Genomic DNA, 14,714 nt, shown 5'->3' on the forward strand with positions numbered 1-14,714 from the left:
CCCCCCGCCGCCCGCGCCCCCCGCCGCCCGCCGGGCGGGGGGGGGGGGGCCCCCCGCGGGCCCGGCGGGCGGCCCCCCGCCGCCGGCCCCCCCCCCCCCCACCAGCCGGCGCCGAACCGGACACGGATGTCACCGACGAGCTGCACACCTACGGGATCTACGGGCAGAAGGACTCGCCGTCCCCCTAGGCTGGGGCTCATGCAGATCGCGCGCCGGGAGATCGTCGCGGTCGGGTGCGGTCTGGGACTCGTCGTGGCGGCGTTCGTCGTCCCACACCTGGACCTCGGCATCGTCACGCCGCTGATCAACAGCACCCCCGCGCAGATCCGCAGCTTCGCCGACACCGCACCGATCTTCGGCTGGTGGAAAGCCCACGCCGGCTGGGGAACTCCCCTCGCGATCCTGATCGGTGCCGCGGTGGTGCTGTGGGGCCCGACCGTGGCTGCGCGTCTGCCATGGCGGGCGCTCACCTGGGTGGTGTGGGGCACGTCGGCAACCTGGGCGTTCTCCCTGGCCATGATCGACGGCTGGCAACGGGGGTTCGCCGGCAGGCTGACCGCACGGCATGAGTATCTGCGGCAAGTGCCCAGTGTCACCGACATCCCCGAGGCACTACGGACGTTCTCGTCCAGAATTCTGGACTACCAACCTGACTCGTGGATCACCCACGTGTCCGGCCATCCGCCGGGTGCATTGCTGACGTTTGTCTGGCTGGACCGGATCGGACTCGGCGGCGGCGCGTGGGCGGGCCTGCTGTGTCTGCTGGCGGGATCGAGCGCAGCCGCAGCCATCATCGTTACGGTGCGTGCATTGGCCGGCGAGACCACTGCGCGGGCGGCGGCGCCGTTCGTCGTGGCCGCCCCGACCGCGATCTGGATCGCGGTATCGGCCGACGGCTACTACGCCGGAGTCGCGGCCTGGGGTATCGCGCTGCTGGCTCTGGCGGTCCGAGGCAACCCACGATGGCCGATACCGACCGCGGCCGCCGCCGGATTGCTGTTGGGCTGGGGCATCTTCCTGAACTACGGACTGGCGCTCATGGCGCTGCCAGCCCTGGCAGTACTGATCGCCGCTCCGAGTCGACGCTCCGCGCTGCGAGCCCTGATCCCCGCGGCGCTGGCCGCACTGGCGGTAGTGCTGGTGTTCCTGTTCGCCGGGTTCTGGTGGTTCGACGGGTACACGCTTGTTCAAGAGCGGTATTGGCAAGGTATCGCCAACAACCGGCCCTTTCAGTACTGGGCATGGGCGAACCTCGCGTCGGTGGTGTGCGCCATCGGATTGGGCAGTGTCGCCGGAATCGGCCGACTGTTCGACATCGATGCCATCAAGCGGAGATCCGGCCTGCACCTGGTCCTCGGCGCTGCCCTGCTGGCGATTGCGTGTGCTGACCTGAGCATGCTGAGCAAGGCTGAGACCGAACGCATCTGGTTGCCGTTCACGGTGTGGCTGACCGCCGCACCCGCGCTGCTGCCGGCGCGGTCACACCGATGGTGGCTCGCCGTCAACGTTCTCGGCGCGCTGGTGCTCAACCACGCGATCCTGACCAATTGGTAGCGGCCGGACCGGCAGGCAGCACACCAATCCCGCGACGAAACGGCTCATCGACCCGCCAGGGTGGCGATCACCCGGGATCCGACGGGTTGGATCGCCGTCAGTGTCAGACCGACATCCTCGGCCAGCTTGGCCGCACAATCGACACCCACACTCGCCCAGCGGAACCAGGGCCCGACCATCTGGACCGTCTCCAACCGCACCCAACCAGCGCACACACCCCGAACCGCGGAATCGAATTCCACGATGCAGCTGCCCGTGCTGCTCAGCAGTTCGCCGGCCCGTCGGAGCACTCGCCAGGGGTCGCCTCCCAGGCCGATGTTGCCGTCGGCCAGCAGCACGGTTTGCCACCACCCGGCGCCGGGCAACGGCCCGAACAGATCCTGGCGCAACACCGGTGCGCCGCCGCGCCGGGCGAGTTCCACGGCTGCGGCGGACTGATCGACACCCAACGCGGGCACTCCCCGCCGCAACAGATCGGTGACCAGCCGGCCCGGCCCGCACCCGAGATCTATGGTCGGCCCACTGCACAGGCTGAGCACCGCATGGTCGAACACCCGGTCGGCGTGCCGGCCGCCGAGCCAGCCGGCGATCGGCAGCGCGCGAATGTTGCCGTTGTCATGGCGGATCCAACATCGCTCCCCGCCGAGCGCACGCTCGTAGAGCTGCCCCCACACGTCACACCCCGGCAGCCAGGGTGGCGTGGGCGAACCTGCTGTCCGGCGCGCACATCCGTCGCACCGCATCGACATCGGCGACGGTGTCCACGTCGGGCATGGCGCACACCTGGTGCACCGATACGCCGGTTCCGCATAACGCGGCGTGGGTCAGCGCACCGGTGTCCGGTTGTGACATCGGTACTTTCACCAGACATTGCGCCGTCACCGGATCACGCACGCCCAGCAGCCACCAGCCGCCGTCGGCGGCCATACCCAGCACGGCGTCGGAGGTGGCGAGCACATCCGCGCATTCCTCGATCAGCCTGGCGGTCACCTCCGGGGTGTCCATGCCGATCTGCAGTACGGGCAGACCGGTGGCGGCCGCCGCATCGGTGTGCGCGTTCGCCAGCCGCTCGGCGAAAGCGTCCCCGCGCTGCACGACAACGGTGAAACCGGCCAGCCGGGCACGGATTTCACGGCTGCTGTGGGCGCGGTCGAGGTCACCGGTCAACGCCACCACGCGAGCCTGCACCGGTGCTGCGACCACCGCGTCCAAGGTATCCAGCAGCGCGGCCGCAGCGATCGCGGCCGCCGCATCCGCACCGACGGCGGCTGCGAGCCGCGTCTTGGCCAACCCGGCGACCGGTGCCTTCGCCACCACCAGCACGGCCACCGGGATCGTCACGCGATCACTCGCCAAAAGTCCCACGCCGCAATGACACTGCCGCGAAGCGAGCCACTGACTTTCGATCGTCCCCCGGTGCGCCGCCCGTAGGCCACATCACGTTCGGTCACCTGCCACCCGGCCTGCGCAGCACGCACGAGCAGTTCCAGCGGATACCCCGAGCGCCGGTCGGTGACATCCAGAGCCAACAGTGCCTTGGTGCGGGCGACGCGCATCGGCGCGATGTCGTGCACCGGCAGTCCGTAGCGGTGCCGCAGCCGCCAGCACACCGCGGCGGTGCCCAGCCGCGCATGCCACGGCCACGTCAGCCCCGGCTCCGGCCTGCGCCGGCCGATCGCCATATCGGCGCCACAATCCAGCTCGGCGACCAACGCGGGCAGCTCGGCCGGATCGAGGGAACCGTCGGCGTCGAGCACCGCCACGATCGGCGTCGTCGTCGCCAGCACCCCGGCATGCACAGCGGCCCCGTAACCCGGCCGGCGCTCGGTCACCACACGGGCGCCGTGGCGGCGTGCCACACCGGCGGTGTCGTCGGTGCTGTTGTTGTCGACCACGACTACCTGATACCCAGCCGGAACTGCTTCCAACACCGCGGGCAGCGACTCCGCCTCGTTCAGACACGGCAGGACAACCGTCACCTGAGCCGTATCTGGGGCCATGTCACTCGACGGTAGGCCCCCGCGACGTCGTCGTGGGCGTCAATCCGGCAGCGAATTGCTGAGCCGCTCGGTAGCGGCCAGATAATCCTCGATGAACTCGCGCACCACCTCGCGGGCGGGTTTGACCTTGTTCATCAACCCGACGCCCTGACCGACGAAGTAGGTCGCCAGCGCCTGCGCACCCGCATGCCCTTGCGCGGCAAGGGCATCGATGCGCCGGATCACCGGCTCCGCGAGCATGTTCTGAAGAGGCAGTGGAAGGGTCTGGTGCCCCGCGGGATTCGGCTGCCACGCATCGGTCCATTCCGACTTCAACTGCCGCGCCGGCTTGCCGGTACGCCCGGTCGACCGCACCGTGTCGCGCGAGGTCGCCGCCAGCATCTTCTGCACGGTGTACGGAGCGGTCTCGGCCTCTTCGGTGGTCAGCCACACCGAACCGGTCCAGGCGCCGGCGGCACCCATCGCCACCGCCGCGGCCATCTGCCGGCCCGTCACGATGCCACCGGCGGCCAGCACCGGGATATCGCTGCCGGCCTGCTCCAGGCTGTCGAGCACTTCGGGGATGAGCACCAAGGTGGTGACCTCACCGCAGTGCCCGCCGGCCTCGGTACCCTGCGCGATGATCAGGTCCACCCCGGCCTGCACCTGCTTGAGGGCGTGCTCGCGGGCGCCGACCAGGGCCGCCACCGGGACGCCGCGCTCCCGACCGGCCTCGATCATGTAATCGGGCGGTACGCCCAGCGCGTTGGCGATCAGCTTGATCGGATGACTGAGCGCGACATCCAGCAGCTCACGGCCGGTGTCGCCGGACAACGATGACCCGCCCAGGCGCTGCTTGGACTCCGGCTCGATGTCGTGCGCGGCGAGCAGCTGGGCCACGAACTCGCGATACTCGGCCGGGATGCGGTCGACGAGCTGACCACGGGACAGGTTCTCGCCCTTGCCCTCGAATTTCGCCGGCACGATGATGTCGGCGCCGTACGGCTTGCCGTCGACCTGCTCATCGATCCAGGAGAGTTCCTGATCGAGCTGCTCGGGGCTGTACGCGGTGGCTCCCAGCACGCCGAAGCCACCGGCGTTGGTCACCGCGGCGACCACGTCGCGGCAGTGGCTGAAGGCAAAGAGCGGGAAGTCGATACCGAACTGCTCACAGATAGCGGGTTTCACCCTGTCAGTATTGGCACGCGAACTTGACGGGTGTCAACTGGGTGGGCGAGGTCAATCCCGCAGCGGTGCGAACGCGAACTCCGCCAAGCCGTCACGGGGATCGATCGCCGCCCGAAAACCGAGCCCCCGCGCCGCGCCCACGGGGTCGGCGACGATGTGCCGGACATCGCCGCTGCGAAACTGTCCGGTGACGACCGGGGCGTCGGCGCCGCGCGCCTCGCACAGCCGGGTGGCCACATCCAAGATCGAGACGGGCCGTCCCGAGCAGACGTTGAACGCCGCAAAACCCGGCTCGCAACGGTCCACCGCGGCGACGTTCGCCGCCGCGACGTCATCGACGTGGACGAAATCACGCATCTGTCCGCCGTCCTCGTAAACCCTTGGCGCCCGGCCGGATTCCAACTGCGAGCGGAAGATCGCGGCCACCCCGGCATACGGGGTGTCGCGGGGCATGTGCGGTCCGTAGACATTGTGGTAGCGCAAGGCCACGACCGAACCGCCCGTCGCTTCGGCCCACGCCAGCGCATAGTGTTCCTGCGCGGCCTTGCTTGCCGCGTAGAGACTGCGCGGACGCACCGGCGCGGCTTCATCCACCAACGTCCACTGCAGCGGTTCACCCCCGACCGGACACCGGTGCTCGAACACCCCGGCCTCGAGGTCGGCCCGGGTCCGCGGCGACGGATCGACCGCACCGTGCCGTGGACAGTGGTACGCACCTTGCCCGTAGATCACCATCGACGACGCGAGCACCAGCCGAGAGCACCCCGCCGCGAACATCTCGGCCAGCAACACCGTGGTGCCGTAGTCGTTGTGGCTGCCATAGGACGGCGCGTCGGCCGCATCGACACCGGCACCCACCACCGCAGCCTGGTGACACACCACGTCGATCCCGGCGAGCAGCGGAGCCAGGGCGGCGCGGTCACGGATGTCTGCCACCTGGCACCCCGGCGGCGGCTCGACTCCGGCCCGGTGGGCGGCCGGCAGCAGCGCGTCGAGCGCCACCACCTCGTGTCCGGCCAGGCGTAACCCGGCCGCGATTCGCGTCCCGATGAATCCGGCGGCACCGGTGAGCAGCACCCTCACGGCAACTCGAACGGCAACTTCACCCCATCGTGGGCCAGGCAATGTGTGCACGCACGCTCGGCAGTGTCGACCGCAGCATCGACGACTGCAACCGCTTCTACGGCCTCTTGCACGAGCTTCTTGAACGGCACCAGGTTGCGCTGGAATTCGGCGAACACGTCCACCGTCGTCACCCCGGAGCCGGCCTCGATACCGGCATCCAGATCGGTCACCAAAGCAATTGCGGCATAACACATCTCAAGCTCACGAGCCAGCACCGCCTCCGGGTAGCCGGTCATGTTGACCAGGGTGAATCCCTGATCGGCGAACCAGCGACTCTCCGCCCGGGTGGAAAACCGCGGGCCCTGGATCACCACCATCGTGCCGCCGTCGACGACCCCGGGCAGCCCGGCCGCAGCCGCCCGCAGCGCCGGGCAGTACGGATCGGCGAAACTCACATGGATGCCGCCGGAATCGAAGTACGTGTCGGCGCGACCACGGGTACGGTCCACCAACTGATCGGGCACCACGATCGAACCCGGGCCCCACTCGGCGGTCAGGCTGCCCACCGCACACGGCGCGAAGATCCGTCGCACGCCCACCGAGCGCAGCGCCCACATGTTGGCCCGATACGGGACGGTGTGCGGCGAGAACTCGTGGTCCACCCCATGCCGAGGCAGGAACGCCACCTCATGCCCGCCGACCGCACCGACGGTGATCGGTGCACTCGGCGCACCGTACGGTGTGTCCACGCTGAAGGTGCGGGCCTCGGCCCCGAAGAACGAATAGAAGCCACTACCGCCGATGACGCCCAGCATGCAGCGCTATTCAGCCTTGTCCGGGGTCACGTCGGCCGAATCAGCCGGGCCGTCGGCCACATCGTCGAAGTCGTCGTCGAAATCCCCGTCGAAGTCCTCGTTGGCCTTCCGGGCGCCGTCGGCGATCTCGAAGACATCGGTGGCCAGACCACCGATCGCCGAGGCGACGTCCTTGACCGCCGTGGTGATGATCGAGGTGACCTGCCCGACCGTCGTTGCCACTGCCTCGACGGATTCCTGCAGCACGTCCTTGCCGATCTCGGTCTTGCTGAGCTGCTCCTTCATGTGGCCCAGTGTAAGAGTCCGTGCGGTGAGGCACCGGGTCAGCTCATACGATGACCGTCGTGGCCAGTTTCGCGCAATGGATCGAAGGCGCCCGTCCCCGCACCCTGCCCAATGCCGTCGCGCCCGTGCTCGCCGGCACCGGTGCAGCCGCCTGGGCCGGATCGGCGGTGTGGTGGAAAGCGTTGCTGGCGTTGGCCGTATCGCTCGCACTGATCATCGGGGTGAACTACGCCAACGACTACTCCGACGGCATCCGCGGCACCGACGACGTGCGGTCCGGTCCGTTGCGCCTGGTGGGTTCCAAACTGGCCTCGCCGCGGGCTGTGCTGACCGCGGCCGTGGTCAGCCTGGCGATCGGCGCGGTGGCCGGGCTGGTGTTGGCGGCGGTGAGCGCACCGTGGCTGATCGCCGTCGGCGCGGTGTGCATCGCCGGGGCCTGGCTGTACACCGGAGGGAAGAAGCCCTACGGCTACCTCGGTCTGGGCGAGGTGGCGGTGTTCATCTTCTTCGGGCTGGTCGCGGTCCTGGGCACGCAGTACACCCAGGCGTTGCGCATCGACTGGGTCGGTCTGGTCGCGGCAGTGGCGATGGGCGCCCTGTCGTCGGCCGTGCTGGTGGCCAACAATCTCCGAGACATCCCCACCGACAGCCAGTCCGGCAAGATCACCCTCGCGGTGCGCCTCGGCGATGCGCGCACCCGGCTGCTGTATCAGCTATTGGTCGGCGTGGCCCTGGTGCTGCCGCTGGTGCTGATCCTGGCCACCCCGTGGTGCGCTTTCGGCCTGCTGGCACTGGCGCCGGCGGTGCGGGCCCTGCGGCCGGTGCGCGACGGCAGCACCGGCGCAGGGCTGATCCCGGTGCTGCGCGATACCGGGTTGACCATGCTGGTGTGGGCGGTCGCGGTCTCGTTGGCACTGTTCCTCGGCTAGCTTTCTCCCGCGGGCAGGCTCCGCCGATTTCGACCTGAGGGTTGCGGCTCCTCGCGAGCCACGACCCAGACGCAGAAACCGGCGAGTCCGGCTTACGCCGCAGGATCCAACAGCCCCACGATGCCGGTGCGCAGCTCGCCGGCGCCGACATGCTCGGTGATCAGTCCGACGGCGCGGTCATCTCCCCCACGAAGGATTCCGAGCAGGATGTGCTCACATCCGATGTAGCCGTCCTTGTGCGCCAACGATTCCCGCAGTGCCAGCTCCAGCACCTTCTTCGCAGGCTTGGTGAAGGGCAGGTGACCGCGGCGTCTGCGCCGCCGACCGGTGCTGCGCAGCGCATTGTCGAACGCGCCGTCGCCGAAGGTGCGGTCGATGTTGGCGCGCACCGAGCGGAGGTCGATGCCGATGGACCGCAGCGCCTCGGCGTCGCCGTCGAACGACTCGTCCCCGGGCGCATCGGCCGCCACCAACTCGGCGCGGACCGCATCTGAGGTCAGGCCGAAACCGGCCAACAGAGCGGACAATTCGCGCCCGGAGCTCTGCAGCACGCCGACCAGGATGTGTTCGGGCCGGATGTCGTTGGCCTCCAGTTCGCGGGCCTCTTCCTGCGCCAGAACCACCGCGACGCGCGCGTGACGACTGAACCGTTCGAACATGTCATCCCTTCCGGTTGTGCTTCTGATGCACCGCCTGGCGGCTGACCTCGAGTGCCTCGGCGATCGCCTGCCAGCTCCAGCCCTGCTCCCGGGCATTGGCGACGTGTATGGCCTCGAGCCGCTCCTGTAGCCGCTGCAGGGCCCGCACCGCCCGCAACCCCACGGCGGGGTCAGGGCTGCTGACACCCTCGGCGATCAGCTCGTCAACGTCACTCACTCTGTCAAGATAACTTGACACCGTGGGTGCGTCAAGAAAACTTGACAACTTCTGGACGGCATCCGAAAGCCAATTCCGCGCCGCACACCGGCGGTTGCACTAACGTGGCCGTCGGCCGAGGCCGCCCCGACCACCTGGGAGATGCGTATGACCACTTCGACCGAGGCGCATCAGCCCGCACCCTCGGGCCGCGCCGAAACCCGCCGCGCCATCTGGAACACCATCAGGGGCTCGTTGGGAAACCTCGTCGAGTGGTACGACGTCTACGTCTACACCGTGTTCGCCGGCTACTTCGAGGCACAGTTCTTCGGCGAGGACCCGAACTCGACGGTGTACGTATACGCGGTTTTCGCGATCACGTTTCTCACCCGCCCGCTCGGTTCGTGGTTCTTCGGCCGCTTCGCCGACCGTCGCGGCCGCCGTGCCGCCCTGACCGTCAGCGTCTCGCTGATGGCGGCGTGCTCACTGGTGATCGCGCTGGTGCCGTCACGCGAAACCATCGGTGTCGCAGCGCCGATCATCCTCATCCTGTGCCGGCTGGTGCAGGGTTTCGCGACCGGCGGCGAGTACGGCACCTCGGCGACCTACATGTCCGAGGCGGCCACCCGGGAACGCCGCGGCTTCTTCTCGTCGTTCCAGTACGTGACGCTGGTGGGCGGCCACGTACTGGCGCAATTCACGCTGCTGATCATCCTGACCGCGTTCGAGACCGCCCAGGTCCACGAATTCGGTTGGCGGATCGGCTTTGCCATCGGTGGTGTGGCCGCGGTCGTCGTGTTCTGGTTGCGGCGAAGCATGGACGAATCCCTGTCCGCCGAACAACTCGAGGCGATCCGGGAAGGCAAGGACAACAGCTCGGGATCCCTGCGCGAACTGCTCACCCGCTACGGCAAACCCCTGATGCTGTGCTTCCTGATCACCATGGGCGGCACCCTGGCGTTCTACGCCTACAGCGTCAACGCCCCGGCGATCGTCAAGAGCACCTACAAGGACCAGGCGATGACGGCGACGTGGGTGAACCTGATCGGGCTGATCTTCCTGATGGCGATCCAGCCGGTCGGCGGGATGATCAGCGACAAGGTCGGGCGCAAACCGCTGCTGGTCTGGTTCGGCATCGGTGGGGTGATCTACACCTACGTCCTGTTCACCTATCTGCCGCAGACACATTCACCGCTGCTGTCGTTCCTTCTGGTGGCTGTCGGCTATGTGATCCTGACCGGCTACACCTCGATCAACGCCCTGGTGAAATCCGAACTGTTCCCCTCCCACGTCCGCGCCCTCGGGGTGGGAATCGGCTACGCCCTGGCCAATTCGATGTTCGGCGGGACCGCGCCGGTGATCTACCAGGCGCTCAAGGAACGCGACCACGTGCCGTGGTTCATCGCCTACGTGACGGTGTGCATCGCGCTCTCACTCGCGGTGTACGTCGGGTTTCTCAAGAACAAGTCCGACACCTACCTGGATCAGGAAAAAGGTTCGGCGTTCCTGCGATGACGCTATGGGGCTTTCGGGGGCTCGTCGCCCCGTAACCGGGCCTGCAGCTGCTCACGATCCTGGCGCCGACGCTCGTCGACCACCGCGATGGACGCCGTCGCGCGTTCCCGCAGCGGGCGGAACAACCAGATCCCGAGCGGCAGCGCGATCACGATCGCGAACAACAACGCCACCACCACCGGGAAATCCCCGGCGATCAGATGCCCCAGGCCGTAGATCGCCGCAGTCAGCACGGCGACCAGCACCAACCGGGCAAGGAGATACACCGCGACATCGGTGACCATGCGTGAGGTCGAACCACTTCCGGACACGCTCCGAGCCTACCGACGGCGCGTATATTCGGATCAAGGAGGTTTCGAGTGGCGTATCTACTCCTGCTCATAGCCGCAGCGAGCCTGGTGTATGTGGGTTGGCGGCTGGCGCGGGTCTCTTCGAGTCAACCCAGGACACGGGTGATCGGGCCCGACGACGATCCGGATTTCCTGCGTCGGCTCGGGCACGGCGACAACCCGCGCACCTGATTCGCCTCAGACCCGCGGGTCCATGGGCCGGCGCGTCCCGGCAAAGTCCGATGCCACCACGGCCGCCAGTTCGATCAGCGCCTCCCGGGTGGCCGGTTTGAGCCGATCCAAGCTGATCTCGGCACCTTCCTCCAGATGCGGATCGAACGGCACCAGACGCACCGCGCGGCAGCGCCGGGAAAAATGGTCGACCACCTTGGACAGATCGACCTTGCCCGAACGGGGCCGCACAGCATTGATCACCGCGATGGAATTGCGCACCAGATCCTGATGCCCGTGCGCGTCGAGCCAGTCCAGCGTCGCCGAGGCACTGCGCGCCCCGTCGACCGAACCCGAACTGATCACCACCAGCACGTCGGCCTTCGACAGCACCGCCGACATCGCCGAATGCATCAAGCCCGTGCCACAGTCGGTGAGTACCAGGCTGTAGAACCGCTCCAGCACCGCGAGTGCACGCAGATAGTCGTCGGAGCTGAAGGCCTCCGACACCGCCGGGTCGCTCTCCGAAGCCAGCACCTCCAACCGGCTCGGCCCCTGCGAGGTGTAGGCGCGCACGTCGCTGTAGCGCTCGATGCCTTCGGCGTCGCGCAGAAGGTGCCGCACCGTGGCCGCCGTCTCCAACGGCACCTTCTGGCTCAATGTGCCCCGGTCGGGGTTGGCGTCGACCGCGACCACCCGATCACCTCGGATGGAGGCGAACGTCGCGCCCAACGTCGCGGTGATCGTGGTCTTGCCCACTCCGCCTTTCAGCGACATCAAGGCGATCCGGTAGCAGCCCTGCAACGGCTGACTGACCTCGGCGACCAGATTGTTGTGGTGGGTGGTCTTGGGGCTTTCGCCGACGTTGACCTGTTTGAACGACGCCACGTACAGCGCCTTACGCCACCCCGAGGTCGGCGGGTTCTTCCGCTGCCCCAGCAATGCCGTGGTGGACAGGTCGCGGTAGGGGGTGGCGAAATCCGCGGCGATCGGACGGTCAGCTGCGAGCCCCGGGCCCTCGAAACGGCCGAGCGCGGCGGGCGCGGTGGGTGCGGCGATCACCGGGACACCATGCGGCGGTGTCGGCGCCGTCCACTCCGCGGGCAGCGGGGTGGATACGCCCGGCTCGGCCGGATTGCTGAAGCGTTGCTGATTGCGGAAGGCCGGCACCGGAGCGAATACCGAAGGGACCAGCGGAGGTTCGACGTCCGGACGTGGCGGAGACGGCTCGGCGGGCGCCTCGACGACCGGTGGGCCGGCCTGATCGACGACGGTCGGCTCGTCGGCCGACGGCACGGACGGGGTATTCGCCGTATCAGGCACGGGCTGTTCGGACTCGGACACCGATCTTCCCTCCGTTCGGACGACTTGCCGTCGGCCCGACCTTAGCGCGGTCCTCGAGCCGGATTCCGACGCGGTGGTGAATTGCGGTGGTGAATCGCGGTGCGAGCTAACCCACGCCCGCGTACGAATGCAGGCCCACGGTCACCAGATTGATGAAGAACAAGTTGAAGACCATCGCGACGAAACCCACCACGTTGATCCAGGCTGACTTGCGATCACGCCAACCCGCGGTGGAGCGGGCATGCAGGTACGCCGCATACACCACCCACGCGATGAACGACACCGTCTCCTTGGGGTCCCAGCCCCAGTAGCGGCCCCAAGCCTCCTCGGCCCAGATGGCTCCGAAGATCACCCCGAAACCGAAGATCGGGAACGCGAAAATCGTGGTGCGGTAGGCGATCCGATCCAAGGTCTGGGCATCGGGCAGCCGTGAGATGACACGACCCAGACCGTTGTCCCGATCCGCCAGCGGCGACATCTTGAGCAGGAACAGGATGCTGGCCACACCGGCCACCAGGAACACCCCGGAACCCAGGCTCACCACCGACACGTGGATGGGCAGCCAATAGGACTGCAACGCAGGCATCACCGGGGCGGCATTGGAGTACAGCCAGCGTCCCGACACCGTCAGCAGGATCAGCACCGGCACCAACACGAAGACCCACAGGGCGCGGTACTGCGGCTTACGCAGCACGACGGCGGCCGCGACCAGCCCGCAGAAGCTGGTCAGGTTGATGAACTCGTACATGTTGCCCCACGGCACCCGGGAGGTGGCCAGGCCGCGCAGCACGATGCAGATGAACAACATGCCGATGCCGACATAGGTCAGGGCCAGACCGGTCTTGCCGACGCGCTCGTCGAACGACCGGCGGGGCTCCTCGGCGACGACGCCGGGGGTGGCGCTGTCGGCCCCCACGGTGGCCCCGACGAGTTCGCGGCTTTCGACTTTGCGGCCCCGGCTGTAGGCGAGTTCGATCGCGAGCAGGATCAGCCCGCCGACCAGAACCAACACCGACGACGTGAACGCCCAGTCGGAATATCTGGCCAGCCCGATGTCGATGTGCTCGGTGTTCACTGCTCCGCCTTCTCTCCTGCCGGCTGCTCGTAACCCTCCAACAGCCGTCCGGTCAGCTTCTCGAACTCGTCGCCCCAACCGGAGTTGTCGGTACGGGCCAGCCCGCCCAGCTCGACGTTCACCGTACCCGCAGCAGCGGGTTGAATCCGAACCCAGATCCGACGGCGGCGCACCACCAACGACACCAACAACCCGGCCATCATCGACATCGCGAACACCAGGACCCACACCTGGGCGGGATCGTGGGAGACCTGCAGGTTGACGAACGGTACGGCGCCGTCGAACCGGACCTTGGTGCCGTCATCGAGCGTGGTGTCCTGCCCTTCGACCAGGTTCACCCGGGCCACCTTCGTCAGCCGGTTCTGACCGATCAGCCGGGGATCGAGGGTGAACAACGACTGCGGCCGGCCGGTGTCCAGCCCGGTGTCGCCGCGGTAGATGTCCACGGCGACGGCCGGATCGTCGAGCGCCGGGAACTTCGACGACAGCAGCGTGCCCTCCAGTTCCTTGGTGGGCGCGAACAGACCCTGGATCGCGATCTGGTGCTTACGGCGCTCGTCGGCATCGGGATAGGTACCCGCCGGCGGGTCGATGCGCATGACGCCCGACGACAACAGCGTCATCTGTTCCTCGGGCCGCCACTGGATGGTCTGGGTGCGCTGCTGGCCGTCGGGGAACGTCACGGTGAACGTCGGCGCATATCCGTGGCCCTGCAGGTAGACCCGGTCCCCGCCGATGCGCAGCGGGTGGTTGACCTCCAGACGGTACGGCTGCCAGGTGTTGGCAGCCAGAGCGTCACCCACCTGATAGTCGATGTGCGCGGCGAACGACAACGCCTGACCGGTGGGCAGATAATGCGCGTCGAAGTCGTTGACCCGCAGGCACATCGGGTTCAGCGAGGTGCCGTCGACGGTGTTGCCGGCCCGGAAGGAGTCGAACGCGGCCGGGGAGGCGGTGCAGAACCCGGGGCCGCCGTCAGCGATCACGATGACGTTGCCCTCATAGCCGAACAATTTGCCGCAGGCCACCGCGGCCAACAGACCCAGCAGCGAGAAGTGGAAGACGATGTTGCCGAACTCGCGCAGATACCCCTTCTCCGCTGAGATTTCAGTGCCGGCATCGGTCTGCCGGGTGACCTTGCGCCAGCCCTTGAGCCGCTTGGTCACCGTCTCGGCGAACTCGGCGGGCTCGGCGCTCACCTGCTCGTCGTAGTGCTTGGGCAATCGGCCCAGATTGCGTGGTGCAGGCACCGGCACCGCCCGCAGGCTGCGGAAATGCTCGATCATGCGGGGGGTGAGGCAGCCCACCAGCGAGATGAACAGCAACACGTAGATCGCGGTGAACCAGAAGCTGGAGAACACGTCGAAGGCCTGCACGCGGTCCAGCCACGGCCCGATCGTGGGATGGGCCGCCAGATACTCGTCGACCTTCGACTCGTTGAGGCTGCGTTGTGGCAACAGCGCGCCGGGGATCGCGCCGAGGGCCAGCAGGAACAGCAGCACCAGTGCGGTGCCCATGGACGTCAGGGTCCGCCAGGTGTTGCGCGCCAGCGCGAGCAGACGCATAACCGGCCCAAAACGCCGATTTTTGGGCGGGTTTGTGTCTGCTCG

At 67.8% G+C, this 14,714-nt stretch carries 17 protein-coding genes; 4 read left to right on the plus strand and 13 right to left on the minus strand.

All coding sequences use genetic code 11. From position 1 onward, the window contains the following. Positions 1-198: 198 nt before the first annotated feature. Positions 199-1,554: a hypothetical protein gene (locus A5740_RS09965; protein WP_076193603.1), complete on the plus strand. Its 1,356-nt coding sequence runs from the start codon at positions 199-201 to the stop codon at positions 1,552-1,554. A 44-nt stretch (positions 1,555-1,598) separates the two neighbouring features. Here A5740_RS09965 and A5740_RS09970 read toward each other — a convergent pair whose 3' ends face one another. From A5740_RS09970 to A5740_RS10000, 7 genes are read right to left on the minus strand one after another with little or no spacing between them, the layout of a single operon-like run. Continuing rightward, positions 1,599-2,228: a class I SAM-dependent methyltransferase gene (locus A5740_RS09970; RefSeq protein ID WP_076193604.1), complete on the minus strand. Its 630-nt coding sequence runs from the start codon at positions 2,226-2,228 to the stop codon at positions 1,599-1,601. 1 nt (position 2,229) lies between these two features. Next, on the minus strand, positions 2,230-2,919 hold the full coding sequence (locus tag A5740_RS09975) for a DUF2064 domain-containing protein (RefSeq protein ID WP_254849132.1): 690 nt from the start codon (positions 2,917-2,919) through the stop codon (positions 2,230-2,232). Then, a complete protein-coding gene (locus A5740_RS09980) occupies positions 2,892-3,554 on the minus strand; it encodes a glycosyltransferase family 2 protein (RefSeq protein WP_076193607.1) in 663 nt (220 codons plus the stop codon). Before A5740_RS09980 ends, A5740_RS09975 begins: the two co-directional genes overlap by 28 nt. Before the next feature lie 39 nt (positions 3,555-3,593). Further along, positions 3,594-4,721 carry a nitronate monooxygenase gene (locus A5740_RS09985; RefSeq protein ID WP_076193609.1) on the minus strand — a complete coding sequence of 376 codons (1,128 nt, stop codon included), beginning with the start codon at positions 4,719-4,721 and terminating at the stop codon, positions 3,594-3,596. Between the two features lie 51 nt (positions 4,722-4,772). After that, the gene (locus tag A5740_RS09990; RefSeq protein WP_076193610.1) at positions 4,773-5,804 is read right to left on the minus strand and encodes an NAD(P)-dependent oxidoreductase; all 1,032 of its coding nucleotides are present in this window, start codon (positions 5,802-5,804) and stop codon (positions 4,773-4,775) included. Next, positions 5,801-6,601: an S-methyl-5'-thioadenosine phosphorylase gene (locus A5740_RS09995; protein WP_076193611.1), complete on the minus strand. Its 801-nt coding sequence runs from the start codon at positions 6,599-6,601 to the stop codon at positions 5,801-5,803. Before A5740_RS09995 ends, A5740_RS09990 begins: the two co-directional genes overlap by 4 nt. Before the next feature lie 6 nt (positions 6,602-6,607). After that, on the minus strand, positions 6,608-6,886 hold the full coding sequence (locus tag A5740_RS10000; protein ID WP_076193613.1) for a hypothetical protein: 279 nt from the start codon (positions 6,884-6,886) through the stop codon (positions 6,608-6,610). Between the two features lie 59 nt (positions 6,887-6,945). Here A5740_RS10000 and A5740_RS10005 point away from each other — a divergent pair, with 59 nt between their 5' ends. Then, positions 6,946-7,815: a 1,4-dihydroxy-2-naphthoate polyprenyltransferase gene (locus tag A5740_RS10005; protein WP_076193657.1), complete on the plus strand. Its 870-nt coding sequence runs from the start codon at positions 6,946-6,948 to the stop codon at positions 7,813-7,815. Positions 7,816-7,907: 92 nt separating this feature from the next. Here A5740_RS10005 and A5740_RS10010 read toward each other — a convergent pair whose 3' ends face one another. Both A5740_RS10010 and A5740_RS10015 read right to left on the minus strand, forming a co-directional pair. After that, positions 7,908-8,474 carry a Clp protease N-terminal domain-containing protein gene (locus A5740_RS10010; RefSeq protein ID WP_076193615.1) on the minus strand — a complete coding sequence of 189 codons (567 nt, stop codon included), beginning with the start codon at positions 8,472-8,474 and terminating at the stop codon, positions 7,908-7,910. A 1-nt stretch (position 8,475) separates the two neighbouring features. Beyond that, positions 8,476-8,691 carry a helix-turn-helix domain-containing protein gene (locus tag A5740_RS10015; RefSeq protein WP_076193617.1) on the minus strand — a complete coding sequence of 72 codons (216 nt, stop codon included), beginning with the start codon at positions 8,689-8,691 and terminating at the stop codon, positions 8,476-8,478. Between the two features lie 147 nt (positions 8,692-8,838). Here A5740_RS10015 and A5740_RS10020 point away from each other — a divergent pair, with 147 nt between their 5' ends. Continuing rightward, complete coding sequence (locus tag A5740_RS10020; RefSeq protein ID WP_076193618.1) at positions 8,839-10,185, plus strand: MFS transporter; 1,347 nt, start codon at positions 8,839-8,841, stop codon at positions 10,183-10,185. A gap of 2 nt (positions 10,186-10,187) precedes the next feature. Here the strand turns inward: A5740_RS10020 and A5740_RS10025 are convergent, their stop codons facing one another. Continuing rightward, entirely contained in the window at positions 10,188-10,469 is a 282-nt protein-coding gene (locus A5740_RS10025; protein ID WP_076193620.1) for a DUF4229 domain-containing protein, read from the minus strand. 75 nt (positions 10,470-10,544) lie between these two features. On the opposite strand from A5740_RS10025, the gene A5740_RS28285 reads away from it, so the two are divergent. Continuing rightward, positions 10,545-10,706: a hypothetical protein gene (locus tag A5740_RS28285; protein ID WP_139335052.1), complete on the plus strand. Its 162-nt coding sequence runs from the start codon at positions 10,545-10,547 to the stop codon at positions 10,704-10,706. 6 nt (positions 10,707-10,712) lie between these two features. Here the strand turns inward: A5740_RS28285 and A5740_RS10030 are convergent, their stop codons facing one another. The 3 genes from A5740_RS10030 to A5740_RS10040 all read right to left on the minus strand — a co-directional run bounded on the left by A5740_RS10030 (position 10,713) and on the right by A5740_RS10040 (position 14,669). Further along, the gene (locus A5740_RS10030; protein WP_175616213.1) at positions 10,713-11,879 is read right to left on the minus strand and encodes a MinD/ParA family protein; all 1,167 of its coding nucleotides are present in this window, start codon (positions 11,877-11,879) and stop codon (positions 10,713-10,715) included. 256 nt (positions 11,880-12,135) lie between these two features. Beyond that, on the minus strand, positions 12,136-13,104 hold the full coding sequence (gene ccsB, locus A5740_RS10035; protein WP_076193621.1) for a c-type cytochrome biogenesis protein CcsB: 969 nt from the start codon (positions 13,102-13,104) through the stop codon (positions 12,136-12,138). Continuing rightward, on the minus strand, positions 13,101-14,669 hold the full coding sequence (locus A5740_RS10040; protein WP_076193623.1) for a cytochrome c biogenesis protein ResB: 1,569 nt from the start codon (positions 14,667-14,669) through the stop codon (positions 13,101-13,103). Before A5740_RS10040 ends, ccsB begins: the two co-directional genes overlap by 4 nt. Positions 14,670-14,714 lie beyond the last annotated feature (45 nt).

The organism is Mycobacterium sp. GA-1841, from assembly GCF_001954135.1.
Lineage (GTDB): Bacteria > Actinomycetota > Actinomycetes > Mycobacteriales > Mycobacteriaceae > Mycobacterium.

Coding starts and splice junctions, on each gene's coding strand:
- A5740_RS09965 (WP_076193603.1), top strand. CDS start 199: ATGCAGATCGCGCGCCGGGAGATCGTCGCGGTCGGGTGCGGTCTGGGA.
- A5740_RS09980 (WP_076193607.1), bottom strand. CDS start 3,554: ATGGCCCCAGATACGGCTCAGGTGACGGTTGTCCTGCCGTGTCTGAAC.
- A5740_RS09995 (WP_076193611.1), bottom strand. CDS start 6,601: ATGCTGGGCGTCATCGGCGGTAGTGGCTTCTATTCGTTCTTCGGGGCC.
- A5740_RS10000 (WP_076193613.1), bottom strand. CDS start 6,886: ATGAAGGAGCAGCTCAGCAAGACCGAGATCGGCAAGGACGTGCTGCAG.
- A5740_RS10010 (WP_076193615.1), bottom strand. CDS start 8,474: ATGTTCGAACGGTTCAGTCGTCACGCGCGCGTCGCGGTGGTTCTGGCG.
- A5740_RS10020 (WP_076193618.1), top strand. CDS start 8,839: ATGACCACTTCGACCGAGGCGCATCAGCCCGCACCCTCGGGCCGCGCC.
- A5740_RS10025 (WP_076193620.1), bottom strand. CDS start 10,469: ATGGTCACCGATGTCGCGGTGTATCTCCTTGCCCGGTTGGTGCTGGTC.
- A5740_RS10040 (WP_076193623.1), bottom strand. CDS start 14,669: ATGCGTCTGCTCGCGCTGGCGCGCAACACCTGGCGGACCCTGACGTCC.